The organism is Huijunlia imazamoxiresistens (assembly GCF_037132455.1).
Classification (GTDB): Bacteria; Bacteroidota; Bacteroidia; order Chitinophagales; family Chitinophagaceae; genus Flavisolibacter; species Flavisolibacter imazamoxiresistens.
This window is the reverse complement of sequence record NZ_JBBBEI010000017.1, coordinates 13821-37059: the sequence shown is the minus strand read 5'-3', so window position 1 is coordinate 37059 and position 23239 is coordinate 13821. Positions and strand designations below refer to the sequence as shown.

21 protein-coding genes are annotated in these 23239 nt (G+C 56.7%); 9 read left to right on the top strand and 12 right to left on the bottom strand.

Going from position 1 to position 23239, the window contains the following annotated elements; all coding sequences use genetic code 11:
- Positions 1-3: 3 nt before the first annotated feature.
- On the bottom strand, positions 4-2811 hold the full coding sequence (locus V9K67_RS18795; RefSeq protein ID WP_336725140.1) for a glycosyl hydrolase: 2808 nt from the start codon (positions 2809-2811) through the stop codon (positions 4-6).
- Positions 2812-3316: 505 nt separating this feature from the next.
- On the opposite strand from V9K67_RS18795, the gene V9K67_RS18790 reads away from it, so the two are divergent.
- Complete coding sequence (locus tag V9K67_RS18790) at positions 3317-3649, top strand: hypothetical protein (RefSeq protein ID WP_336725138.1); 333 nt, start codon at positions 3317-3319, stop codon at positions 3647-3649.
- A 190-nt stretch (positions 3650-3839) separates the two neighbouring features.
- On the opposite strand, the gene V9K67_RS18785 is transcribed toward V9K67_RS18790, so the two are convergent.
- The 4 genes from V9K67_RS18785 to V9K67_RS18770 form a co-directional block, all read right to left on the bottom strand.
- The gene (locus V9K67_RS18785; protein ID WP_336725136.1) at positions 3840-4814 is read right to left on the bottom strand and encodes an MlaD family protein; all 975 of its coding nucleotides are present in this window, start codon (positions 4812-4814) and stop codon (positions 3840-3842) included.
- Entirely contained in the window at positions 4811-5590 is a 780-nt protein-coding gene (locus V9K67_RS18780; protein ID WP_336725134.1) for an ABC transporter ATP-binding protein, read from the bottom strand. Before V9K67_RS18780 ends, V9K67_RS18785 begins: the two co-directional genes overlap by 4 nt.
- Positions 5591-5594: 4 nt before the next feature.
- The gene (locus tag V9K67_RS18775) at positions 5595-6377 is read right to left on the bottom strand and encodes an MlaE family ABC transporter permease (protein ID WP_336725131.1); all 783 of its coding nucleotides are present in this window, start codon (positions 6375-6377) and stop codon (positions 5595-5597) included.
- A 569-nt stretch (positions 6378-6946) separates the two neighbouring features.
- Entirely contained in the window at positions 6947-7141 is a 195-nt protein-coding gene (locus tag V9K67_RS18770) for a hypothetical protein (protein WP_336725129.1), read from the bottom strand.
- Between the two features lie 340 nt (positions 7142-7481).
- Here V9K67_RS18770 and V9K67_RS18765 point away from each other — a divergent pair, with 340 nt between their 5' ends.
- The 4 genes from V9K67_RS18765 (at position 7482) to V9K67_RS18750 (ending at position 10042) form a co-directional block, all read left to right on the top strand.
- Positions 7482-7958: a hypothetical protein gene (locus V9K67_RS18765; protein ID WP_336725128.1), complete on the top strand. Its 477-nt coding sequence runs from the start codon at positions 7482-7484 to the stop codon at positions 7956-7958.
- Positions 7959-8300: 342 nt separating this feature from the next.
- On the top strand, positions 8301-8522 hold the full coding sequence (locus V9K67_RS18760; RefSeq protein WP_336725126.1) for a hypothetical protein: 222 nt from the start codon (positions 8301-8303) through the stop codon (positions 8520-8522).
- Between the two features lie 68 nt (positions 8523-8590).
- Positions 8591-8806, top strand: coding sequence for a hypothetical protein (locus V9K67_RS18755; protein ID WP_336725124.1), 216 nt, complete (start codon positions 8591-8593; stop codon positions 8804-8806).
- A gap of 558 nt (positions 8807-9364) precedes the next feature.
- Positions 9365-10042, top strand: coding sequence for a murein L,D-transpeptidase catalytic domain family protein (locus tag V9K67_RS18750; RefSeq protein WP_336725123.1), 678 nt, complete (start codon positions 9365-9367; stop codon positions 10040-10042).
- Positions 10043-10107: 65 nt separating this feature from the next.
- Here the strand turns inward: V9K67_RS18750 and V9K67_RS18745 are convergent, their stop codons facing one another.
- The 6 genes from V9K67_RS18745 to V9K67_RS18720 form a co-directional block, all read right to left on the bottom strand.
- A complete protein-coding gene (locus V9K67_RS18745; protein WP_336725122.1) occupies positions 10108-10584 on the bottom strand; it encodes an SRPBCC family protein in 477 nt (158 codons plus the stop codon).
- A 106-nt stretch (positions 10585-10690) separates the two neighbouring features.
- Positions 10691-11236: a hypothetical protein gene (locus tag V9K67_RS18740; protein WP_336725121.1), complete on the bottom strand. Its 546-nt coding sequence runs from the start codon at positions 11234-11236 to the stop codon at positions 10691-10693.
- A 191-nt stretch (positions 11237-11427) separates the two neighbouring features.
- Positions 11428-12342 (bottom strand): bestrophin family protein, encoded by a 915-nt coding sequence (locus V9K67_RS18735; protein ID WP_336725120.1) that lies wholly within the window; start codon positions 12340-12342, stop codon positions 11428-11430.
- 10 nt (positions 12343-12352) lie between these two features.
- Entirely contained in the window at positions 12353-12889 is a 537-nt protein-coding gene (locus V9K67_RS18730) for a hypothetical protein (protein ID WP_336725119.1), read from the bottom strand.
- A gap of 97 nt (positions 12890-12986) precedes the next feature.
- Positions 12987-14357, bottom strand: coding sequence for a HAMP domain-containing sensor histidine kinase (locus tag V9K67_RS18725; protein ID WP_336725117.1), 1371 nt, complete (start codon positions 14355-14357; stop codon positions 12987-12989).
- A complete protein-coding gene (locus V9K67_RS18720) occupies positions 14341-15054 on the bottom strand; it encodes a response regulator transcription factor (protein ID WP_336725116.1) in 714 nt (237 codons plus the stop codon). The genes V9K67_RS18725 and V9K67_RS18720 overlap by 17 nt, the downstream gene beginning before the upstream one ends.
- 405 nt (positions 15055-15459) lie before the next feature.
- Between V9K67_RS18720 and V9K67_RS18715 the strand changes: the two genes are divergently transcribed.
- The 4 genes from V9K67_RS18715 (at position 15460) to V9K67_RS18700 (ending at position 21918) form a co-directional block, all read left to right on the top strand.
- Complete coding sequence (locus V9K67_RS18715; protein WP_336725114.1) at positions 15460-15873, top strand: hypothetical protein; 414 nt, start codon at positions 15460-15462, stop codon at positions 15871-15873.
- Positions 15874-16052: 179 nt separating this feature from the next.
- Positions 16053-17177 carry an efflux RND transporter periplasmic adaptor subunit gene (locus tag V9K67_RS18710; protein WP_336725112.1) on the top strand — a complete coding sequence of 375 codons (1125 nt, stop codon included), beginning with the start codon at positions 16053-16055 and terminating at the stop codon, positions 17175-17177.
- 136 nt (positions 17178-17313) lie between these two features.
- The gene (locus V9K67_RS18705; protein WP_336725110.1) at positions 17314-20478 is read left to right on the top strand and encodes an efflux RND transporter permease subunit; all 3165 of its coding nucleotides are present in this window, start codon (positions 17314-17316) and stop codon (positions 20476-20478) included.
- A gap of 3 nt (positions 20479-20481) precedes the next feature.
- Positions 20482-21918, top strand: a complete 1437-nt coding sequence (locus tag V9K67_RS18700; protein ID WP_336725107.1) for an efflux transporter outer membrane subunit — start codon at positions 20482-20484, stop codon at positions 21916-21918.
- 217 nt (positions 21919-22135) lie between these two features.
- Here V9K67_RS18700 and V9K67_RS18695 read toward each other — a convergent pair whose 3' ends face one another.
- Complete coding sequence (locus tag V9K67_RS18695) at positions 22136-22696, bottom strand: hypothetical protein (RefSeq protein WP_336725105.1); 561 nt, start codon at positions 22694-22696, stop codon at positions 22136-22138.
- Positions 22697-23239: the final 543 nt, after the last annotated feature.

Below are 23239 nucleotides of genomic sequence, written 5' to 3'. Positions count from 1 at the left end.
CGCTTATCGCACCACTTTCAGCGGCCGGAGGGTGACGGGACCTTCCAGGCCGGAAGGCTGTACCGGCCAGACCGAGGCGTCGAAGGGCTTGTAGTTGATGTTCACGAAATTGATCTCGTGGTAGCGGCGCCAGGGAATGCCTTTGCGGTCCATGTCGCGGATGCGGTTGGCCATGAGGTTGGCCACCTCGATGCGGATGCTGTTCTTACCGGGCTGCAGGTATTTGCCGACACGGGCGGTAAACGGAATGCTCCACAGCAGTCCCACCTCCTTGCCATTGATCCATACGCGGGCCGACTCGGCCACCTTGCCCAGCGCCAGCTCGTAGTCGGCGGCATTTTTGGCCGGCAGCGTAAAGCTGGTGCTGTACTCGGCCGTGCCCGAAAAAGCCGCGGCAGCGGTATCCTCCAGTTTGGTCCAGTACTGCAGTTGCTTCAGGGTCGCCTCTTTCGGCAGCACGGGGCCGCCGCCGGTGAAGCGCAGCTTCCAGTCGCCCTTCAGCGCTACCGGCTCGCCGGCAGGCTGCACGTAAGCCCAGGCCGGGGCCGCCGTCTTTTCCGTTCCGGTTTTTACAATCAGGGCCTCGCCGGGCTGCAGTTGCACCCGGATTCCCGAGGTATTGCCGCTGCGGGTGACCGGGGCAGAGCCGTAGGCGCCGCTTTGCGGATCGAGAATCAGGGCGGAAGAGGCCAGGGTTTGCAGGGGCAGCACTTCATCCACGGCTTTGGCGGTATGGTTGACGAGGTAGTAGAATTTGCCGTTCGGCACTGCCCGGCGGATGAATTTCAGGCCGGTGGCGGTCAGGCCTTCTCCCCGGATGCCGGCATGCTGCAGGGCGGCGGCCACGTCGGCGGCCAGCAGGATGCGGCCGCTGTCCAGCTTCAGTTCCTGCACGCCTTCCGTGCCGGTGGCCGTAAACTTCAGCGAGTCGAGCACCAGGTTGAAGCGGGCCCGCTGGCGGTCGAGGTTGCCCAGGCCGGGAACGTCCTTCGGCAGTTGCTGCATGACTACGGTAGCGCCGTTGCGGGCCAGGCGTACGATCTGCTGCAGGGTATTGACCGGCATCAGGCGGCATTCGGGTACCAGCAGCACTTTATGGGCGGCGCCTTTGGCCGTTACGCGGATGGTGCCCCCGTTGACCCGGGAGGACTCGATCATGCGGTCGGAGACGAAGTCCAGCGAATAGCCTTTTTGTTGCAGCTGCACCAGGTCCTTGTAAAAGGCGGTGGGGTGCAGCCATTCGTCGATGTCGTGCACCTTCAGGGGCATGTCCATGCCGGTGGGGCGGTTCCAGCTGTCGTAAACGGGCCAGTAGATCATGACCTCGTTGTCGGGCTCGCCGGCCTGCAGCACCGACTGGCAGCGGGTGATATAATTGTTCAGCCCGTTGAGGTGGGGCCAGAGGCTGTTGCTGGGCACAAAGTTCACCGAGGCATAAAACAGCCAGCCGGGCCAGGGGGCATCGGCAGGGTAATAGGTAGTGCCGTGGTAGAACACGTGGTTGATGCCCGACAGGAACACCTGCTCCAGCTCGGGCTTGCACTGGGCCCAGGAAGTTTTGAAGTGTTCGGTCAGCCAGGTAAAGGTTTCGCTCGACGACAGGTTGTGGCCCATGGCGTGGGCGGCCGAGGAAGCGAACTTCAGCATGTTGGGATCGGGATCCACGTTGCGCACGTCGCCGCTGTCGCGGCGCAGGCCCGGGATGGGAAAATAGCTGGAGCCGAAGGTTTCGGCCTCCGGGATGTCCACGGCCGCGTACAGGTCCAGCAGGTTGCCGGGCGAGCCGTGGGCCTGGTTGGTATTTTGGGCGCCGATGCGGTGGGCCCAGGCGGTAAAGGTTTTTGTGAAATTATCCAGCATCAGGTCGGACATGGTTTCGCGGTAGTCCGATTTGAGGCGGGCCACCCTTTCGGATTTTTCCGTGCCGGTCAGCTCGCGCAGGAAGGGTTTGAGGTCGTAGCCGCGGCGGTTGCGAAACTCTTCGAAAAAGCCGGGGGTCCAGTCGGCCCCGTATACTTCGTAGCTGTCGTTGAAGAACGAGCGTACGCCGTGGGAGGTTTTACCGAAGACCGAGTCGAAGGTGTGGAGGTAGGCGGTGATGGGCTCTTTGGAAAAATGGTCGAAAGTATAGCCTTCGCCCCCGGGAGCGGCCCGTTTCACCATCTGCCTGGTTTTGCCCGAGAAGGCGGCATAGAGCTCGTATTTGCCCTTGGAGGGCGTCCAGTTCAGCTTGCCCGTGGCGTCCACCTTCCCGGTCAGGTCCTGGATGCTGCCGTCATCGCCGTAGGCGACCAGGGCGGCCAGGGAGGTGCCGGGCAGGGCGGGCTGTTTCGGATCGTTCAGGACGATCTTTTCGGCCAGCGACTGGCCGGGGCCAAGGGCATACTTCTGCACCACCAGGCGGGTGGCGGCCAGCGGGGCGGTCACCTGCGGGCCGCCGATGGGCCAGCCGGTACCTACGGCCATGTCCACGCCCATGCCCAGGGAGGAAGCTTTTTGGGTAGTGTAGTCGAGCACCTGCATCCAGCGGGGCGTCAGGTAGGGGATGTAGCGCTGTTCATAGCCCATGGCGCCGTAGATGGGCACGATCTCCACGCCGCCGAAGCCGGCGCGGCCGATGCTGTCCAGTTGGGCGCCCAGGTTCTTTTCGTCCACGGCGCTGCCCATCCACCACCAGCGGGTCCAGGGCTTTGTCTGCTGCTGCACTTTGGGCCAGGGGGCCGGCGCCGCCACCTGGGCATCCGTCACGGAAGCCGTAAAAATCGCCGCAGCCAGGAGCAGGTTGCGGGAAGTAGGTAAAAAAGGTCTCATATCGTAAAGCAAGGTTGTAAAAAGAGGTGCAAAGTAAGGGAGTTCAGGGTTTGTAGTTTGTAGTTTGTAGTTTGTAGTGGTCCCGACGGCAGAAATAGCCCTGCCGGAAGCGGGCTGGTTGTTAAAATCCCCTATTTTTTTAATTTAAGGTCGCTACCCGGGCGATTTTTAACAGGAAGAGAAAAAAATCTTCCTTAATTTAGGCTTCGGTTCTCATCCTTATTGAGACCAGTTATCCTAACCTGTTTTTTTTACCTTTAATACCATTAAATGAGCCTGAAAGAAGTTATTTCGATCCTGCTGGGCATTAAGAAACCGGCTTTGGTACCCATTCCGAAAAATGACAACAACAGCAACCGTCCGAAAAGATAACCACGCAGCCCCGATTCCCGGGGCTGTGTCGTTTGTAGGAAAATACGGGACCGGCCACCGCTTCCACCACTCGTAAACTTGTAAACGCGTAAGATTGGTATAAGATTAGAAAGAAGACTTTAAAAAGAGGCCTATGACTCCTGTAACGTATGATTTTTTGCAAAGCAACGGATTCAAGCTACTGATCCCTATCGTCAGCCAGAATGCCAAACCCCGCGATGAGGCCCTGGCCATGTGGGGCAAGGAACTGGATGGCAAAATGATCCGCCTGGAACACCATAAGAACCAACCCGAGCCCGTCCAAAAGAACGACCCCTCCCAAAAGGCCAAGGAAAACCTGGCCCCCTTCCAGCCCGAAGGCCTGAAATTATTTATCGGCGAAAAAGAAACCTACGAACTGCAGTTCGAAACCACGATCCATTATGTGGAGGAGCTGGAACCCTGGCTGGAACCCGCTGTGGAATAGGTAATAGGCAATTGAAAATAAGCGAAAAGAGAAATACTCAATATTCAATACGCAACACTCAATGCTCAAGGAAAAAGGCAAAACCGGCAAATACGCTGTTCATTGCCGGCTTTATTCCTTCCTTGAATATTGAGTGTTGCGTATTGAATATGGAGTATTTCCCTATTGTCCATTGCTTATTGCCCATTACCTATTTTCCCTCCTCTTGCTTTTTCAATTTCTTAAAGTATCCTCTAAACAGGAAATTATGCTGGAGCGCTTCCATGTTGGCGTCCAGCTTTTCGGTGCCCGACTGCAGGTTCAGGAGGGTGGCCTTCAGGCTTTCCGCCAGCTGGGGATCGGTCAGGAACAGGCCGGCCGCATTGCGGGGGTCGTCCAGCCGGCCCGAAGCCGCCTTCAGGTCGCGGGTGATGGCGGTGGCCGCTTCCGATACGGACTGCAACTGCCGCACGGTGGCCGATAAGCTTCGGAACAGCACCGTGTCGGTCACCAGCTCGTTGGAGAGGGTGCCCCGGGTCCGCAGTTTGGCCGCGTAGGCGGCAAAGCTGCCGGTAAGGTCTTCGGCATGGCCGGAGGCTTTTTGCAGGGTGTTCAGGGTGGCCTGCAGGCGGGTCATCAGGCTTTCGTCGGTCATCAGCTTGCCTAAAAAGCCCTCCCCTTCCAGCAGCCGCCGGCTAATGGTCTTGAAATCCTCCGTAATGGCCAGCAGGTTCTGGTTGTTCTGCTGGAAGGTCAGGATCATGTCGTCCATGTTCAGCACTTTTTCGGTGGCCAGCAGGGCGCCGTCGGCCACCGGCGGGGCCCCGGGCGAGCCGCCGTGGATCACCAGGATCCGGTTGCCGATAAAGCTTTCCGAGCCGATCCGCACCCGGGCGTCCCTGCGGATGAAGGGACGGGCGGTTTCGTCGATGGTCATGGTCACCTCCACGCCGGGACCGGCCGACAGCCGCACTTCTTCCACCGTCCCCACCTTGACGCCGGCCAGCCAGATGTTGTTGCCGGCCAGCAGTCCGCCCACATCCTCGAAGCGGGCCTGCAGGGTAAAGGTGTGGGCGAAATAGCGGCGCTTCCCGCCCAGGGTCAGCACGCCGGCCAGGAAGATCAGCAGGCCCACCAGCACGAACAGGCCGACAATTACTTTTTGTTTGGTATGCGTAGCACTCATTTGGTTGCGTATGTGTTGTAGTCAAAAAAGCCGCGGATGCGTTCGTCCTCCGTAGCGAACACCTGATCAAAGGTGCCTTCCCGTATAAATTTTCCCTGGTGCAGCATCAGCACGCGGTCGCCGGTCATGCGGGCGCAGGTAAGGTCGTGGGTGATGATGATGGAAGAGCAACGGTAGCGTTCCCGCACCTCGTTGATCAGGTTGTTGATCTCCGCGCTGGTGATCGGGTCCAGGCCGGCGGTGGGCTCGTCATAGAGCATGATCTGGGGCTTCAGGATGAGGGTGCGGGCAATGGCGATGCGCTTCTGCTGCCCTCCCGAGAGCTCGGACGGCATCTGCCGCCGGGTATGTTCCAGGCCCACCGCTTCCAGCACCGCGTCCACGGCCGCCTGGGCCTGGCGGGGTGCCAGGCTCCGGAAATTGCGGGTAAGCGGGAACAACAGGTTTTCTTCCACCGTCATGCTGTCGTAGAGGGCGCTGCCCTGGAACAGGAATCCGGTCTGCAGGCGCAGCTGGCGCCAGCCCTTCTTGTCCAGCCGGCTGATGTCATGGCCCAGCACGCTTACCGAGCCGCTGCCGGGCGGCAGCAGGCCGACGATAATTTTGATCAGCACCGATTTGCCGGCGCCGGAGCGGCCCAGCACCACCACGTTCTCGCCCCGGAAAACGTCCATATCGATACCCCGCAGCACCTCGAACTCGTCGAAGGCCCGGTGGAGGCCCCGGATCGAAATGACGGGTGCTTCGCCTGTACGCTGTAGGGACTGCTCTTCCATGGGGTTAGCTGATGAGATGAATCCAGTTAAATACCTGGACGATAATAATTTCTTCGATAAACAGGAAAAAGAGCGACAGCACCACCGCCGTATTGGCGGCCTTGCCCACGCCTTCGGTGCCCTTGCTGGCCTGGTAGCCTTCGTAGCAACCCACGATGCCGATGGTGAAGCCAAAGACCACGGCCCGCACGAAGGAGGAGGTGAAGTCGAGGAACGAGATCTTTTCAAAGGCTTTGATGAAAAAGGTGGTCAGGCTCGTCAGCTCGTTGCGGTGCACGTCCACAAAGGACCCCAAAAAGCCCACCAGTCCGAAATACATCGTCAGGGCGGGGATCATCAGCGTGGTGGCCAGCACCCGGCTGACCACGAGAAATTTGTAGGGGTTGACCGCCGACACTTCCATGGCGTCGATCTGCTCGCTCACCTTCATGGAGCCGAGCTCGGCCCCGATCCGCGAGCCGATCTTGCCGGCACAGATCAGGGAGGTGACCAGCGGGGCCAGGGCCTTGACCATGGCCACACCTACCAGGGCCGGCAGCCAGGCGGTGGCACCGAACTCGATCAGTGAGGGCCGCGATTGCTTGGTAAAGACAATGCCCGTGACGAAGCCGGTCAGCGTGGTCAGCGGCAGTGACTTGTAGCCGATCTCGTAACACTGGCGAATGATCTCCCGCGGCTCGAAAGGCGGCGTAAACACCTCGCGGAAAAACTGCAGGGTGAATGCCCCGGCATCGTATATCCCGGCCAGGAACCGGTCTGCCTTTTTGGTAATAACATATTTTGCCACTGCCCTTAATTGAGAAATGAGGATTGGCGGTAAAGTAAACGAAAAGAAGAGATATAATAAAAAGGCGTATGGGGAGTACCGGCTGCAGGGGCACGGTAATAAGCAAAAAAAAGCCCCGAGTAGAAACAAGGGGCGACTAACGATTGCTTGCCATATGAAAGAGTTACTAAGATCGATTCTTGCTGCCGGACAGCTTGCGGAGCTCCAGGAATTTTCAGTGTCTCTATTATCGATGCTCTTATCCTGTTTGCTGAAGCAAAAATAAGCGGAGTTTTCCGGCGCCACGGACCAAAGAACGGTCTATTTAATTATGGCAAAGGCATACAACAAATTGTTAAGACCCTTTACAGGACTGCGTTTCAACTGACGGAGCCTTTTATGTCCAACGTCATTTTCAGCAGATAAAAAAAATAAAAGATGCTTCAATTCTTCGTGCTTGTGGAAGTATAGAGGCGGGAAGGCAAAGGGGCATTCCACAAAATTCAGGGGGAGGAAATCAAAAAACTGCCGAAGACAACAAAGCCTTGAGCAGTTTTGAAACGGGCCAGGAGAAAACTTTTGGGAATGGCCTAGGATTTCAGGGCGGCGGCCGAAGCCTTTTGCTCGGCGGCCTGCAGGGGATTGGCTTCCAGCAGGGTGCATTCGCTCAGGATGCTGAAGGTTTCATCGTAGGAGCGCACCTTGTCAAATACCTTTTCCACTACGGAAACGGAATAGTCGAACCGGTCGGCGATCGCCTGCAGGATGTGGGTGTCTTTTTGCATGGTATATGGGGTTAAAGGTTACAGGTTGTTGCACTTCAGGGCCGGCGCCATTGCTGATCAGCCCTTTTGTTAAAAATATGCAAAAATATTGTGTTGGGCAAGCATAAAATTGTTTCGCACTGTTTTTACCCCATGGGGCCGCTGAAATAATCCCTGCGGTGGCCATTAAGCTGTGACAGCAAGTGCTTTGCCAAAGTTTATTCGCCCCTGGCCCGGCATTTCCAACGTATGCAGGAAAATCGTCAATCCGGGCAGGTCGGCCGCCCGGAAGCACCGCTTCCCTGTACCTTTGCCGCTTTCAGGGAAGGAAACCTGTAAAGAAGCGAAGAGTAAAAAAAATATGAAAGCGGCCAGTATCAACGAGATCAAGCAGGAGCTGAAAGCGATGGCTCCCCAACGGCTGGCGGAGGTTTGCCTGCGCCTTGCCCGCTACAAAAAGGAAAACAAGGAACTCCTCACCTACCTGCTGTTCGAGGCGGCGGACCCGGATGCGTATACCCGGAGCGTTAAGGAGGAGATCAGCGAGGCCTTTACCACCGTGCCCACGAGCCACCTGTATTTCGCCAAAAAGAACCTGCGCAAGATCCTGCGCTTAGCCCAGAAATATATCCGCTATGCCGGCTCCAAAACCGTGGAAGCCGATGTGCTGCTGCACTACTGCCGCCTGCTGAAGGCCCTGCCCCTGCCCCATCAGCACCACCAGGCACTGAACAGCCTCTACCAGGGAGGGCTCAAAAAGATCCGTCTCGCCATCAGTTCCCTGCACGAAGACCTGCAGCATGATTTTCTCGTGCAGTTGGAAGAACTGGAGGAATGAGTTCCTGAGTTTCTAGGTTTCTACGTTCCTGAGTTCCTGAGCTGTCTGGATGGATGAAAACATATCAGTTTCCTTTTTACGTTCCTATCCTATCGGAGTTACGCCAACTTAGGCACTTAGAAACTCAGGAACCCAGGAACTCTTCGTGTTGAAATGACACGTAATCGATCCGCATCCTGTTCATATCTATAAAAGCGGGCTGTTGGTCGATACCCTGTTTGCGGAAGCAGTAAGGCCGTGTACTTTTACAGCATCATATGGCAAGTAATCGTTAGCGCCTCCTGTTTCCACAGGAGGCTTTTTCTTTGGGGGGAATCGGGAAATTGGTCTTAATTTTAAGGCATGACCTTTTCAATTACTGGACAGTACCTGCAGCATGCTGTGGCGTACTCGGTCTCTACGGAGGACTTCACCACCTTTCACCTGACCCGGGAGAACCCCGGGCACCCGGCCGACTTCATCCCCGAAAACGTCACGCTGGTAAAAAGCGAACCCACCAGCAGCAACCTCGATAAATACCTGCTGGAGCTGATCGAGGAATGGCGGAACGACCTGCCCGAATAAATTTTCCCAGGTCTGGTATTGTATTGGCAGAAAGAAGCAGGAATCAATCAACCTTAAAAAGTACACGCATGAAAAACCTGCTCCTGCCCTGCTTCCTTTGCCTCGTGTTTGCTTTCTGCTCCCAGCCCCCGAACATCACCACTCAGTCCGACGAACAGGCCACCACCAGCGGAACGGTGGGCTCCTCCCGCGCTACAAACGAACTGCCCCGTAACCCTGCCGACACTACCCTGAAGCCGGACACCGCCGCCCTGAACCGGGACAGCACCCTTCCCCGCCGTTGATGACCCCGTACCAACTGCGTATTTCCCCGCTGCCGCCTTTCGGCCGCCCGGGAATTTTTTGCGCGCCGGGCACCGAAAAATTTTTGCCGGCGCGCCCCTGAGTATACCATACCTCACCGGATTTCCGTTGAAAAAAGAAGGAACGCAAAAGAATAAGAGGGAAGAAAAGCAAAAGCCCATCTACCGGATAGATGGGCCATTGACAGAATGTTCCAATGTTGGGAACTTTAAAAGGACAGATACAATAAAACACCAAACCACCTTTACGTTTATCCTCTAAAGCATGGATAAACGTCGAAAAACCATGCCATTACCCATTTTGATAAATAAGCATATTATTTCACCCGTTCCCTTTAGATTTCTTTAACAATTGTCCTAAAGTTTTGCTGTTATTTGGGCAATTCTTTCCTCTTTTCTGCCCCTTTTTGCACCTTTGCCGTCCCAATTCACCGGAAAAACCACGTTACGATGCAAAAAAAAGCCATGATTCTTTTTAGCTCCCTGTCCTTGTTTCTCGGGTTGGTTTCTTTTACCTCAGCCCGGTCTAATGAGAACAGGTTGCACCATACCGCCGCTCCGGCAGCCCCGGCCACTATCGATTCTTCTTCGGTAGCGGCAGAGGAACATACTGCCGGGAACGAAAGCTTCAGCTCGAAGCTCTATAGCAAAATGAAACTCGAGGCCGCCGGCCTCTCCCGCGACGTGCTGGAAGCAGCCCTGAAGGGCTACGAAAAGATGGTGGGTAAAGGCCTGGTGCGCAATGAGCAGTACCTGACCATTATTGATTTCAGCCAGTCTTCCCGCAAAAAGCGTTTTTACCTGCTGGACCTGAAAAACATGGAACTGGCGCTGAATACCTTTGTTTCGCACGGAAAGAATTCCGGCCTCGACCGCGCCGCTTATTTTTCCAATACCCCCGAATCCGAAAAAAGCAGCCTGGGCTTTTATGTAACCAAAGGCACTTATACCGGAAAGCACGGCAAGTCGCTGCGCCTGTCGGGACTGGAACAGGGATTCAACGACAAGGCCGAAGCCCGGGGCATTGTGGTACATGCCGCCGATTACGTGAACGAAGGCCGCGTACAAACCCCCTACATGGGCAGAAGCCAGGGATGCCCGGCCCTGTCGCCTGCGGTAGCCCCCCGCGTCATCAACATGATCAAAGACGGCTCCGCCCTGTTTATCTATCATCCTACCGCCAGCTACCTGAACGGCTCCAAAATGCTGAACAGCTAAGCCCGGTAACTACCTCCTTCCAAAAGCCAAAGGTCCGCCTTTGGCTTTTTTGTTTTAAAAAATCCTTACGGCCGGATGATCTCCCGCCATTTCCCGTTTTCCGCCACTTCCCTGATGTAGCGGTTGCGCTGCAGCAACAGGCGGGTCATGTAGCGGCGCAGCACCAGCCCGTTGAACACCTTGCCCAGCAGGCCGTAAGGTGTCTCGTATTTGAAAATGTCGTACATATGGGTGACGCCGCCCGCTTCTCGGAAATAATGCTGGTGCTTCAGGCTTTTAAAGGCACCCTTGACCATCTGGTCCTCGAAGAAGATCGGGTAGGTCAGGATGGTCAGCCGCACCTGCAGGGTGCGGTAGGATCCGAAATGTTTTGCCCTCCAGGTTATGGTATCGCCTTTCTCGCACAGGCCGCTCTGCCGGCCGGCTACGGCCTTTTCGTCCGTGTGCGCCGTGGACAGCTGGTGCAGTTCCACGCTCCGGGAAAGGTCGAAGCAAACGGTAAGCGGCGCTTTGATCTCGGTATGCAGTTCAATCTTTGTCATGATTCCCGTAAAATATAAAATGTAAAATAAGGAAGAAATGCCTGAAGGTTTATGGCGGCTTTTCCCGTTACCCCACAGCTCTTTTACCTTGTTTTACTTTTTATATTCATTCGGGCAGGGGACGCAGGATCCAGGATCGGGCATAGGGCTCCAATGCCCGGAGCTTCAGGCGGATGTCGGCGCTCCATTTTTCCTGCAGGAGGCGGTTGATGGAAAAGGAGGTTTCGGCATCGTAGCGTTCCTGCATCCGTTCCTTTTCCTGTTCGGCTTCCTGGGTCAGGCGGCGCAGCAGGTCAAAGGCATTGACGGGGGTAAAGGAGGCCTGGAGCAGCCGTTGCGCCAGCAGGCGCTTGCAATATTCTACGATATCGAAATGGGTGCGCTCGTGTTGCAGCAAAAAGAGGCTGGCGGTGGATTTGGTCCAGGAGCGGCAGGGATTGAAGGCGCTGCGCAGGAAAATGCGGAACGTGTCTTCCTGGATCCAGGCCTTTTGTTCAAAGGTGTAAGAGGTCACCGATTCGTGCCGGGCGGCCAAGTCGGGAACGCCCCTGAAATCAGCCCATTCCAGCGGCCTTCCTTCCTGCCAGTAAATGGTGTCGCAGCGGTCCGCCTGCGCCGCGGCCGGAAGCAGATTTAACAGCGAAATCAGCAAAAGGAAAAAGAATTGTTGGTTCACAGCTCACCTCGGCTTCATAGGTGGCAACTATTATTCCAATGAACAGGCCTGTGCCCTGCAACCCGCATCCTGGAAAGGAAACCGGCATAAAAAAAGCCGCCACGGCATGGGAGACCGGGCGGCAGTAGAGCAACACAACACGAAAAGGGTAGCGGATCGGCAGTCGATTACAGGATATAATACCGTTTGCGGTTTTGAACGGTTTCCACGGTATGCGTTTCGTTGATGGTTTGTTTCAGATCGCGTTCGATGTTCGTGCAAATGGCCGTCATCGGCGTATCGGTCGGCTTGTTCTCAAAGGGATCCTGCAGGTGGATGGCCATCTTTTCGATCAGGAAAAATACGGTGGCGATGGCCACGAACGTGGGGATGAACAGCATGATGCCGAATACCTCGATCAGGGCGAAGGGCAGCAGGGTGAAAAAGAAGATCAGCGAAAAGTGGATGTACAGGCTGTAGGTGGAGGGGAACACGGTGTTCTTGATCCGCTCGCATTTGCCCATGGCATCGCACAGCCGCGTCAGGGTGCGGTCGATCTCCATCTGCTGGTACGGATTGAGCCAGCCGTTCTCCCGGGCCTGCTGCAGATCATGGCCATGCAGCTCCAGCAGCGCCATGGGCGTGTTGGTATAATTCTTCACGTGGTTCAGGTCGCGTTTGACCAAAAACTTCTCCAGCCCCTGTACGGCCTCCTGGTTGCGCAGGCTGCGGCTCAGGGCGTAGCACCAGGCGATCTGCCGCTTGACGAACCGCTGCTTGAAGAAGAACAGCTCATCTCCTTCATACGCTTCCTTGCTCAGGGTCTTTATCTGCCGGGCTAAGGTGCGGCTGTCGTTCACAATAGCGCCCCAGACGGTGCGGGCTTCCCACCAGCGGTCATACGCCTGGTTGGAACGGAAGGCCAGCAACAGCGAAATAACGGTACCCATGATCATGGGCACGGACAGCGGAATGGTAATATTGGACAGCGGGAAATACTTGTGGGCGATGGCCACGGCCGTGGCATACAGCGCCACTGCAATCAGTTCCACCTTGATTTTTCCCAGGACGTATTTAAAGGGTATGTTCTTCTGAAGGAGCATAGACGTAGGTTTAAGAGTAACTAATAGAAGAAGGGAACGGGCGGGAGCTTTCGGGAGCCTGGGGTTCCTCCTCAATGTTGTACAGCAGGGCCGACAGGATCTGGTATTCGGAGCAGGCCTCGGGATGCAGCGGCAGGGGATGCACCATGGTGTGGCATTCCTTCAGCAGCGGCACGAAGTCCACGGAGCTGGCCAGGGGCAGTTCGTAAGTGTAATTGGTCAGGATATATACGGCCTCGATGTCATTGGCCCGTACAAAGTTTTTCAAAAAACGGGCGGTGGCGCCATAAACAAATTTAAAATCCAGGGTCACCTTCAGCGAGCGGTACTTGTTGCTCAGCAGCTGGAACGCTTCCCGGAACGACTCGGGCAGGGAGCGGTACGGCTTGTTCTCCTTTAAGAACAGCAGGTCGGTAATGGAGCCGGGCATGCTCAACAGGTGAACGACTTTTATCGTGAGGGGTTTCCCCTTGGCCTCCCGCACAATATTATGGACGGGCCAGAGCGATTGAACGGTCAGGTCGGTGTGCAGCAGAACATTTTTCATGGCGATTATTTTCCTGCAATCTGCACTACCGGAATTAAGAACAGGAAAGAACGGAGTAAGGGGGGATTAAAAATGTGGTAAGAAAACGGTAAGAATCCTAACCCCTCGGGATCTTCACCACGACCTCCGTGCCTTCAGCCTCCTTGGAGGCCACATGGATGGTGCCGCTGTGCAGGCGGATGATGTTCTGGGCCAGGGGCAGGCCGATGCCGTAACCCTTGGACCGCCGGGCATTGGAGGCCCGGAAGAAGGGATCGAAGATATGGGGCATGTCCTGCTCGGGAATGCCGATGCCCTTGTCCTTGACGATGAAGATCACATGGGTGTCGGAGGTCGCCACGGCCAGGGTAACCGGGCCGTTTTTGCCCGATGAATATTTGCAGGCATTGAGCACGATGTTGGAGATACACAGTTCCAGCAGGTGGAAGTTGCCCTGCACCGTCAGGCGGGTCTTTTCCCGCGGCTGCAGGCTGTAGTCGGTCACCAGGTTGCACTGGGGATAAATGCTGTAGGCCACCTTCAGCACGATCTGCAGCAGCTCGTTCACGTCCACCGTTTCCAGCGACAGGTTGTCGGTAAAGCCCGATTGGGCCAGCTCCAGCAGGCTGCGGGTAATGTTTTTCAGCTTTTCGGCCTGCGACAGCATGATGCCGATGCCTTCGCGGTACTGCTCCGGGCTGCGGGGCTGCGCCAGGGCGTATTCGGCCTCGCCGATGATGGTGGTCAGGGGCGTATTCAGCTCGTGGGAGGCGTTGGACACGAAGTTGTTCTGGGTTTCGAAGGAAGTCTCCAGCCGGCTGAGCATGTTGTTGAACGTACTGCCCAGTTCCGCGATCTCGTCGGTGCCTTCCCGTACCGGCAGGCGCTTGTGCAGCGAGGTGGCGCTGATCTTCTTCACGCCCTGGGTGATCTTGCGGATGGGCGCCAGGATCTGCTGGGAGAACAGCAGGCCGACGGTAAAAAAGATGACGGTGCAAATAAGGTTGGCCGTTACCAGGATGGTTTTGAGGTGGAGCAAAAAGTTGCGGGCGTAGGTATGGTGCGCCGAGATGATGATGGCATAATCGCCCTGCTGGCTGTGGTAGCGGATGCCTTTAAAGAAGTGGTAGCCGGTGCGGTGGACGGCATTGCCGTGGGTGACGATGTTGTTGAAAAACCGTGCCGGCACCTGGATGCCGTCGAGGCCGGCAACGACCAGTTGGGGCAGCGAATCCAGGGGAGCGATGAATTCTTTTTCTTCGGGCAGCTTCCGCAGGTGTTCGTTCCGGATGGTTTCAAAGGCAGCCGTATTTTCCTTTTCCGTGTCCAGGCTGGCCTTGGCGGCAATGGTGGCCCGCAGCTCCAGGCGGGTGTAAAAGTCCTGGAAGGCGGTGGCATTGGCGAAGTAAAAAACCGAGCCGCTCAGCACGATGACCATAAGGGTGCAGACCAGCGTAAAGAGTAATGCTATTTTAGTTTGAATCTTCATTCAGTACTTCCTTCAGGATATAGCCCATGCCCACCACGGTATGAATCAGTTTAGGGCCGCCTTCCTTATCCAGTTTCCTGCGAAGATAATTGATGTACACATCCACCACCTTGGTGTTGAGGTTAAAATCATACCCCCAGACATGCTCGAGGATCTCCATGCGGGAGAGCACCTTGCGGGGGTTGCGGAGAAAGTATTCCAGCAGCCGGTACTCGGTGGCGGTCAGCTCCACCGGCCGGTTGTTGCGGGTCACGGACTTTTCATCCTCGTTGAGCACGATATCGGAAAACGTAAGGCCGATCTTTTCCGGCACTGGGCCGGCGGTCACCGGCACCGGCTGCTGGCGGCGCAGCAGCGAGCGTACCCGGGCCTGCAGTTCGGCCAGCTTGAAGGGTTTGGTCAGGTAGTCGTCGGCGCCGCTGTCGAGGCCCATGACGATGTTGTCGGTGCTGCCCAGGGCGGTCAGCATCAGTATGGGCGTGGACAGGCCCTTCTGGCGGCAACGGCGGCACAATTCCAGGCCGTTGATGCCGGGAAGCATCACGTCGAACAGGAACAGGTCGTACGAAAAGCTGCTGATGTATTCCCAGGCCATGGTGCCGTCCATGGCCACGGTCACGTCGTGTCCCTCCTCCTCCAGCGTTCTCTTGACAAGGGAGGCAATACCCGGTTCATCCTCTACTAACAAAAAACGCATGCTTCGATTGTTTTATTACCGTAACTGGGAAAGGCCCTCCCGGGCGAATCCCTGACCAGAACAACGAGTACCCTCCTTTTGTTCAACCGGCGTTTCTATAATTAAAAAATTAATTTGAGCAACGAATATATCGATGCAGGCAAAAAGAAACAAATTAAGCCACTACCAAAGCTTTATCGAATATTTTAATATACATTTAAGAAAAAACCGCGGCGAAATTAAATACCCTTATTAGAATCCCATTAGAAATGCGGGGCGTGACCTGTAAAACCCGCCACAGGCGGCCTTCGGAAAGAAAGCGCTGCAGGCATTAAGAAGTCTTTAAGAAATCTGCGTTAACATGTTATTTACTTTCGCGGCTAGAGGGAAAACTGCCGTTCCGGGAGTCCTTTCCCTTCCCTGCCGATGAAGAAGATACGACCTGTGACTTTATTGCTGCTGTTCCTGCTGCTCTCCTGCGCTTCGTTTGCCGCAGGTGCGGAGCAGACTGCGCCTGTATGCAGGGAATACGTTCTGTCGGTTTTCCACGAAGAGGCACAACCGCTTTTTTCTCCGGTTGGCGACCTGCTGGCCGGCCACCATCTCTCCGATGACCACAGCAAAAAATTTTCACTCAACTCCCGGTTCAAAAAGAAGCAGAAGTCGAAGTACCTCCTGCAGCAGCTGAACCTGGGCCAGTACCTACGGAAATCGAGCTGCCGCTTCCTGGTCCTGTATGATGGAACGGAGATCCGCACACTGGATTTCTTCCGCAACCTCGATGCCTGGCTGATCCGGCCCGGCTATTATGCTTTTCTTTTCCGGCTCAGTCCTTTCTGATCGCCCCAACATTCCTTAAGGTTTTCGCTTTCCGGCGCCCGCTGAAAACGGCTGCCTGAAGCCCGTGCCTGTGCACCTGTGCCGGCTATTCCTGCCTTGCCGGAACGCCCCGCCGCAGGTTGCCCTGCACCGTCCCTACCGTTCGTCATCCCTTATACTGCAATAAAAAATCAGCGCAAATGAAATGGATCTATTACGGGAGCCTGGCTCCCTTAGCCTTTGTATTGATGACCGCCTGCTCGGTCAACAGCCAGGCCGACAAGACCACCAACGGTCCCAAACCCGAACTGCCCGTGGCCCGGCTCGAGACCCGCGACACTGCCCTGCAACGCACCTACGTGGCCGACATCCAGGCCGTACAAAACGTGGAGGTCCGCAACCGCGTGGGCGGATTCCTGGAACAGATTTACGTGGACGAAGGACAGCTGGTGCAAAAGGGACAGCCCCTGTTCGGCATCAGCAATAAAGAATACAAAACGCAGGTGGCCAAGGCTAAGGCCAGCCTGACCAACGCCGTGGCCGAAGCCCGCTCCGCCGAGGTGGAAGTGGGCCGCGTAGCGCTGCTGGTGGAAAAAAAGGTGATCACTCCCTCCGACCTGGAGGTGGCCAAAGCACGGCACCAGGCCCTGGAAGCCAAGGTGGAGGAAGCCCGCTCGGTGCTCAGCGAAGCGATGACCAAGCTGTCGTACACCTCCATCCGGGCGCCGTTCACCGGCATCATCAACCGCATTCCCCTCAAAAAAGGCAGCCTGCTCGATGAAGGCGCCCTGCTGACGACGGTATCCGACATCAGCTCGGTCTACACCTACTTCAACATTGCCGAAGACGAGTACCTCCGCTACCTGCACGACCGCGAGAAGAAAAAACAACAAGGACCCGACAGGGTCCGGCTGGTGCTGGCCGACGGCAGCCTGTACGACCAGGCCGGCGCGGTGGAAACCATTGCCGGCGAATTCGAGGAAAGCACGGGCTCCATTGCCTTCCGCGCCCGCTTCCCTAACCCCGGCCGCCTGCTGAAGCACGGCGCCTCGGGTAAAGTGGTGCTGCAAACCTCCGTGGAGGACGCCCTGCTGGTGCCCCAGAAATCGGTCTTCGAGATCCAGGACAAGAACTACGTGTACGTGGTGGACGGCGCCAACAAGGTAAAAATGCGCTCCTTTGTGCCCCGCACCCGCGTGGCCCAGTACTACGTGGTGCAATCGGGCCTCCAGCCCGGCGACCGCGTGGTATACGAAGGCGTGCAAAGCCTGCGCGACGGCATGCAGATCATTCCCCGGACGGTATCATTTGACAGTGGAATGTAGCTTCGCTGGGTTAATTGGTTAATTCGTTAATTGGGTAATTAGGCCTTGACATTTGAGCGGCCGCCTCCCAATTCCCAATTAACCAATTAACCAATTACCAAATTCCCGCCTATTGCTCATTTAAACACTCCAAATCATGTTCAATACCTTCATCCGGCGGCCGGTGCTGTCGCTGGTGATCTCCCTGTTTTTTGTACTGCTGGGGGTGCTGGCGCTCTTTACGCTGCCCATTACCCAGTTTCCCGATATCGTGCCCCCTTCGGTGACGGTTACCGCCAAGTATACGGGGGCCAATGCCGAAGTCTGCGCCAAGGCGGTGGCTACGCCCCTGGAACGGGCCATCAACGGCGTGCCCGGCATGACCTACATGCAGTCGGTCACTTCCAATACCGGCACTACGCTGATCCAGGTGTTCTTTAAAGCCGGTACCGATCCGGACCTGGCAGCGGTGAACGTCCAGAACCGCGTGACCACCATCCTCGACGAGCTGCCCGAAGAAGTGATCAAGGCCGGCGTGACCACCGAAAAGGAGGTCAACAGCATGCTCATGTACCTCAACGTCATGAGCACTGACCCGGCGGCCGACGAGAAGTTCGTTTACAATTTTACCGACATCAACGTGCTGCAGGAGCTGAAACGCATCGAGGGCGTGGGCTTTGCCGAGATCATGGGCGCCAAGGACTACTCCATGCGCGTCTGGCTCAAGCCCGACCGCCTGACCTCCCTGGGCGTATCCACCGACGAAGTGGTAGCCGCCATCCGCGCCCAGAACGTGGAAGCGGCGCCGGGCAAGACCGGCGAAAGCTCGGACAAGGAACCCCAGATGCTGCAGTACGTGCTCCGCTATACCGGCAAACTGTACGAACCGAAGCAGTACGAGGACATCGTCATCCGGGCCAACCCCGACGGCTCCGTGCTCCGCGTGAAGGACGTGGCCTCCATCGAGTTCGGCTCGCTCAGCTACAGCATGGTGTCGAAGACCGACGGCCGTCCCTCGGCCTCCATCATGATCAAGCAGCGCCCCGGCTCCAACGCCCGCGAGGTGATCGCCAACGTAAAGACCCGCATGGCCGAACTGCAGGAGACCTCCTTCCCTCCCGGCATGAGCTTTAACATCAACTACGACGTGTCGCGCTTCCTCGACGCCTCCATCGCCGGCGTGCTGCACACCCTGGTGGAAGCCTTTTTGCTGGTGTTCATCGTGGTCTTTTTGTTTTTGCAGGACTTCCGCTCCACCCTGATCCCGGCCCTGGCCGTGCCGGTGGCGCTGGTGGGTACGCTGTTCTTCATGCAACTGCTCGGGTTCTCCATTAACCTGTTGACGCTGTTTGCGCTGGTGCTGGCCATCGGCATCGTGGTGGACAACGCCATCGTGGTGGTGGAAGCCGTACACGTGAAAATGAGCGACCACCATATGTCTCCACTGGACGCCACCATAGCGGCCATGAAGGAGATCAGCGGGGCCATCGTGGCCATCACCCTGGTGATGTCGGCGGTGTTCGTGCCCGTGGCCTTTATGTCGGGCCCCGTGGGCATCTTTTACCGGCAGTTCTCGCTGACCATGGCCATCTCCATCGTGCTGTCGGGGATCAATGCCGTCACCCTCACCCCTGCCCTTTGCGCCATCCTGCTGCGGCACTCCGCGCCCAGGAAGAAAAAGAACCTGCTGCAGCGCTTCTTCGACGGCTTCAACCGCCGCTACAACGCTACCGAAAACGGCTATGCGCGGTTCGTGAAAAAGATGGCGGGCCGCCGGGTAGTGACGCTGGCCCTGCTGGCGGCTTTCTTCCTGGGCACCTGGGGAATGAGCGCTATCCTGCCTTCGGGCTTTATCCCCACCGAAGACCAGGGCATGATCTACGTGAACGTGACCACGCCCCCGGGCGCCACCGTGGAGCGGACCGAAAAAGTGCTGGACGCGGTGCAGCAGGCAACGAAAGAAATCGGTGCCGTGGAATCCGTGTCCACCCTGGCGGGCTTCAGCCTGGTGAACGACGTGGCCGGCGCCTCCTACGGCATGGGCATGATCAACCTCAAGCCCTGGGACGAGCGGAAAGAGTCGGTGGACGACATCATCAAAAAAATGGAGGAAAAGACCCGCAACGTGGCCGACGCCTCCATCCAGTTCTTCCCCCCGCCCACCGTGCCGGGCTTTGGCAACTCCAGCGGCTTCGAGCTGCGGGTGCTGGACCGCACGGGCAGCGGCGACCTGGTGCAGACGGCCAAAGTGACCAACGAGTTCATGGCGGCCATCAACGCTTCGCCGGAGGTGGAAAACGCCTTTACCTCCTTCGACCCCTCCTTTCCGCAGTACCTGATCCACGTGGACCAGGAGATGGCGGCCAAGAAAGGCATTACCATCGACCGGGCCATGTCGACCCTGCAAACCCTGCTGGGCAGCTACTACGCCTCGAACTTTATCCGCTTCGGCCAGATGTACAAGGTGATGCTGCAGGCCTCGCCCGAATACCGCGTAAAGCCGGAGGACATCCGCAATTTCTTTTTAAAGAACGACCGGGGCGAGATGGTGCCGTATTCCACCTTCATCCGCCTGGAACGGGTGTACGGTCCCGAGCAGCTGACGCGCTACAACATGTACACGTCGGCCATGATCAACGGCGATGCCGCCAAAGGCTACAGCAGCGGACAGGCCATTGCGGCAGTGGAGGCTATTGCTAAGGAAAAGCTGCCCCGCGGCTTCGGCTACGAGTGGTCGGGCATGACCCGCGAGCAGATCATTTCGGGCGACCAGGCGGTGTACATATTCCTTATTTGCCTGGTGTTCGTGTACCTGCTGCTGGCGGCACAGTACGAGAGCTTCCTGCTGCCGCTGCCGGTGCTGCTGTCACTGCCCACAGGCATTTTTGGGGCCTTCCTGTTTTTAAAGGTGCTGGGGCTGGAGAACAACATCTATGCGCAGGTGGCGCTGGTGATGCTGATCGGGCTTTTGGGCAAGAACGCGATCCTGATCGTGGAGGTGGCCGTGCAGCGGCGCCGCGAAGGCGCCACCGTGCTGCGGGCAGCCATCGATGGCGCGTCCTCGCGCCTGCGGCCCATCCTGATGACCTCCTTTGCCTTCATCGCCGGCCTGATCCCGCTTTGCATTGCTTCGGGAGCCGGCGCCATGGGCAACCGCTCCATCGGTACGGCGGCCGCCGGCGGCATGCTTACCGGCACCATCTTCGGCCTGCTGCTGATCCCGGGCCTGTACGTGCTCTTCGCGAGCATGGCCCGCAAACCGAAGCGTCCCCAACCCCATTCCCCCACCCACCAACCGGCCCTTTCCGCCGAAAACGCATAACACATGAAACGTAAGAACAACAAGTATATAGTTCCCCTCGGGCTGGCCCTTTCCCTGGCGGTGGCGGGCTGCACGTCCGTAAAACCCCTGCAGCGGCCCGAAGCGGTGGCGCTGCCGGCGGCCTTCCCGGGCCAATCCGACACGGCCACGGCCCTGAACCTCAAACAGGTGTTTACCGACCCCTACCTGCAGCGGCTGATCGATACCGCCCTGCTCAACAACCCCGACCTGCAAACCGCCCTGCAACGGGTGGAGGGCGCCCGGGCGAACTTTCTGCAGACCCGGGGCGCCCTGCGGCCCTCGGTGCAGGCGATGGCCGCAGCCGGCGTGGACAAGTACGGCGACTACACCCTGAACGGGGTAGGCAACTTCGACACCAACCTCTCGGGCAATATCGAAAAGGACCAGAAGATCCCCACGCCGCTGACGCCCGACTTTTTCCTGGGCCTGCGCAGCTCCTGGGAGATCGACCTCTGGGGCAAGCTGCGGCAGCAGAAGTCGGCGGCCTACCACCGCCTGCTGGCCTCGCAGCAGGGCGTGCAGGGGGTACGCACCCTGTTGGTCTCCGAGGTGGCCACCCGCTATTTCGAGCTGCTGGCGCTGGACGATGAATTGGAAGTGCTGCGCCAGAACATCCACCTGCAGCAAAGGGCCGTGGAAGTAGTGGAAGTACAAAAATTAGGGGGGCGGGCCACGGAGCTGGCGGTGCACCAGTTCAAGGCGCAGCTGCTGCATACGCGGGGCCTGGAGACCGACTTCCGCCAGCAGATCCAGGCGGCAGAGAACGAGCTGAACCTGCTGCTGGGCCGCCTGCCGCAGCGCATCCAGCGGAGCGAATCGATCTTAAAGCACGAGTTGCCGCAAACGCTGCAGGCAGGCATCCCCTCGGCCCTGCTGTTGCGCCGCCCCGATATCCGGCAGGCCGAGCTGGAGCTGAAGGCCTCGGAGGCCGACGTACAGGCCGCGCGGGCCGCTTTTCTGCCCTCGCTGACCCTGACGCCTTACCTGGGACTGAACGCGTTTAGTGCCGCCCAGTTCTTTAACCCCGCTTCGCTGGCTTACGGCGCCCTGGGCGGGCTGGCCGGCCCGGTATTGAACCGTACGGCCAACAAGGCCCACCTGTCGCGGTCCACGGCTGCGAGCCGGGAAGCGTTTTATGGCTACCAGAAGGCTATTCTCAGCGGCTACCGCGAGGTGGTGACCCGCCTGAGCGAGCTGCACAACCTGCAACGGAAATTCACACTGAAGCAGGAAGAAACCGAGACGCTGCGGGCCGCCGTGGCCACGGCCAACGACCTGTACCGGGGAGGTTATGCCACTTATCTGGAAGTGATCTCCGCTCAAAAGGGCGTGGTGGAAGCCGAACTGGAGCTCATCGCCACCCGCCGCGGCCAGTTACAGGCTTTGGTGGATTTATACAGAGCGCTGGGCGGCGGGTAGACCTCCACCCTTTCCAAATGGAGAGGGTGTGCGTAGCTCCGCGGCTGAAGATGCATTAAAAAAAGAAACAGCAGGTGACCCGTGCTTTACCTTTTCAGGAAAGTCCGGGTCATCTGCTTTTGGGATCGCCGGCTTCTCTTTACAAACCGGAAGGAAACAATAACAGCTCTCCCCCTTCTTAACGCTAAGAATTGTACTTACTGCCGCTGAATAAATTTTATGGCTTTATAGTGATATTGCCATAGACAGGAAGGTACGGATGGTTTACGTTCTGTCCATTTGTTCCATCGTATGTACATTGAATATCACGATCTTCCAGAGGAACGAAAAGAAAGTCGCTAACAAGGTCCTGCCCGGCTCCCTGTCCATTGTCCTGAACGAGAAAATTTATAGGTGCACCGACAACATGGTTCCCGGCAAGTGCAGGATCTCCTTTAAAAGAAGTTATAGTACCGCTTAAGGTCGCCTCGTTTCCACGAATGGTGAAGCAGGTAATGTCCGCCTTCCATTCCAGGTCAAATGCCCGGTATTTATAATGCAATTGGCCCTTTACAGTTCCGTTCGGCAGCTTCACTGCATTGAATACAAATGTGGAACGTTCATCACCGTCGGGTCCAGGCTCCAATGTAGTGCCTCCTCCGTTGATATGGCTGTTGCCCGCCTTTTGGTGTAAAATGGGCTTTGCGTCACCTGTAACGGATACGTTCTTCGTGTTCCAGCTAACGAGTACGGTTGTAACGGTTATTAAACCGCCGAACAGAATAGATAACTTTTTCATTTGCTTTTTGGTTTTTGGTTAAAGTTGACTGTGATTATAAAGGGGATAATGAGGAGTTAGCAGATTTCGAATATGGAAGCCAATGGCATTCACACATCTTATTCGTTTTTGCTAAAAGTTATTTTTTCAGCAGGGAAGAAATCTGAAGTGGCACTGCCGGGCCTTGCCACGGTTGTAGAGACTTGCTGCATGGTGGAATGGGGATGTTGCTTTTCATTTTGTCTATGTTTGGGTTATGTGATCGGATGGGATGGTTTATTGCCGTTACCGTAAATGCAATAGAGGTACGAACACCAAAAAGCGTTTCGGCAAAAGGGTATGAGGATACTGACCGGGATGGTAAAAGGGTCAACAATTATTCAGGACATAGTCACAAAAATCACTGCAGCTAAATGATTCAATAGCGTAAAATAAATGCGTGAAAAAAAGGACAGAAAAGGTTGTTGCACTTTCCAGGAAACACAAATGAAGGAAGTTTATAAGGGTCGGCGGAGCTCTTTTGTTACTGCAGTGATATAAAATTAGAATGCATTTTTTTTAATG

Bases quoted from the DNA above. Each gene is read 5' to 3' on its own strand.
- V9K67_RS18770 (WP_336725129.1), bottom strand. From the start codon at position 7,141: ATGCAAAAAGACACCCACATCCTGCAGGCGATCGCCGACCGGTTCGAC.
- V9K67_RS18710 (WP_336725112.1), top strand. From the start codon at position 16,053: ATGAAATGGATCTATTACGGGAGCCTGGCTCCCTTAGCCTTTGTATTG.
- V9K67_RS18715 (WP_336725114.1), top strand. From the start codon at position 15,460: ATGAAGAAGATACGACCTGTGACTTTATTGCTGCTGTTCCTGCTGCTC.
- V9K67_RS18705 (WP_336725110.1), top strand. From the start codon at position 17,314: ATGTTCAATACCTTCATCCGGCGGCCGGTGCTGTCGCTGGTGATCTCC.
- V9K67_RS18765 (WP_336725128.1), top strand. From the start codon at position 7,482: ATGAAAGCGGCCAGTATCAACGAGATCAAGCAGGAGCTGAAAGCGATG.
- V9K67_RS18730 (WP_336725119.1), bottom strand. From the start codon at position 12,889: ATGAAAAATGTTCTGCTGCACACCGACCTGACCGTTCAATCGCTCTGG.
- V9K67_RS18695 (WP_336725105.1), bottom strand. From the start codon at position 22,696: ATGAAAAAGTTATCTATTCTGTTCGGCGGTTTAATAACCGTTACAACC.
- V9K67_RS18785 (WP_336725136.1), bottom strand. From the start codon at position 4,814: ATGAGTGCTACGCATACCAAACAAAAAGTAATTGTCGGCCTGTTCGTG.
- V9K67_RS18700 (WP_336725107.1), top strand. From the start codon at position 20,482: ATGAAACGTAAGAACAACAAGTATATAGTTCCCCTCGGGCTGGCCCTT.
- V9K67_RS18735 (WP_336725120.1), bottom strand. From the start codon at position 12,342: ATGCTCCTTCAGAAGAACATACCCTTTAAATACGTCCTGGGAAAAATC.
- V9K67_RS18790 (WP_336725138.1), top strand. From the start codon at position 3,317: ATGACTCCTGTAACGTATGATTTTTTGCAAAGCAACGGATTCAAGCTA.
- V9K67_RS18760 (WP_336725126.1), top strand. From the start codon at position 8,301: ATGACCTTTTCAATTACTGGACAGTACCTGCAGCATGCTGTGGCGTAC.
- V9K67_RS18720 (WP_336725116.1), bottom strand. From the start codon at position 15,054: ATGCGTTTTTTGTTAGTAGAGGATGAACCGGGTATTGCCTCCCTTGTC.
- V9K67_RS18795 (WP_336725140.1), bottom strand. From the start codon at position 2,811: ATGAGACCTTTTTTACCTACTTCCCGCAACCTGCTCCTGGCTGCGGCG.
- V9K67_RS18745 (WP_336725122.1), bottom strand. From the start codon at position 10,584: ATGACAAAGATTGAACTGCATACCGAGATCAAAGCGCCGCTTACCGTT.
- V9K67_RS18755 (WP_336725124.1), top strand. From the start codon at position 8,591: ATGAAAAACCTGCTCCTGCCCTGCTTCCTTTGCCTCGTGTTTGCTTTC.
- V9K67_RS18725 (WP_336725117.1), bottom strand. From the start codon at position 14,357: ATGAAGATTCAAACTAAAATAGCATTACTCTTTACGCTGGTCTGCACC.
- V9K67_RS18780 (WP_336725134.1), bottom strand. From the start codon at position 5,590: ATGGAAGAGCAGTCCCTACAGCGTACAGGCGAAGCACCCGTCATTTCG.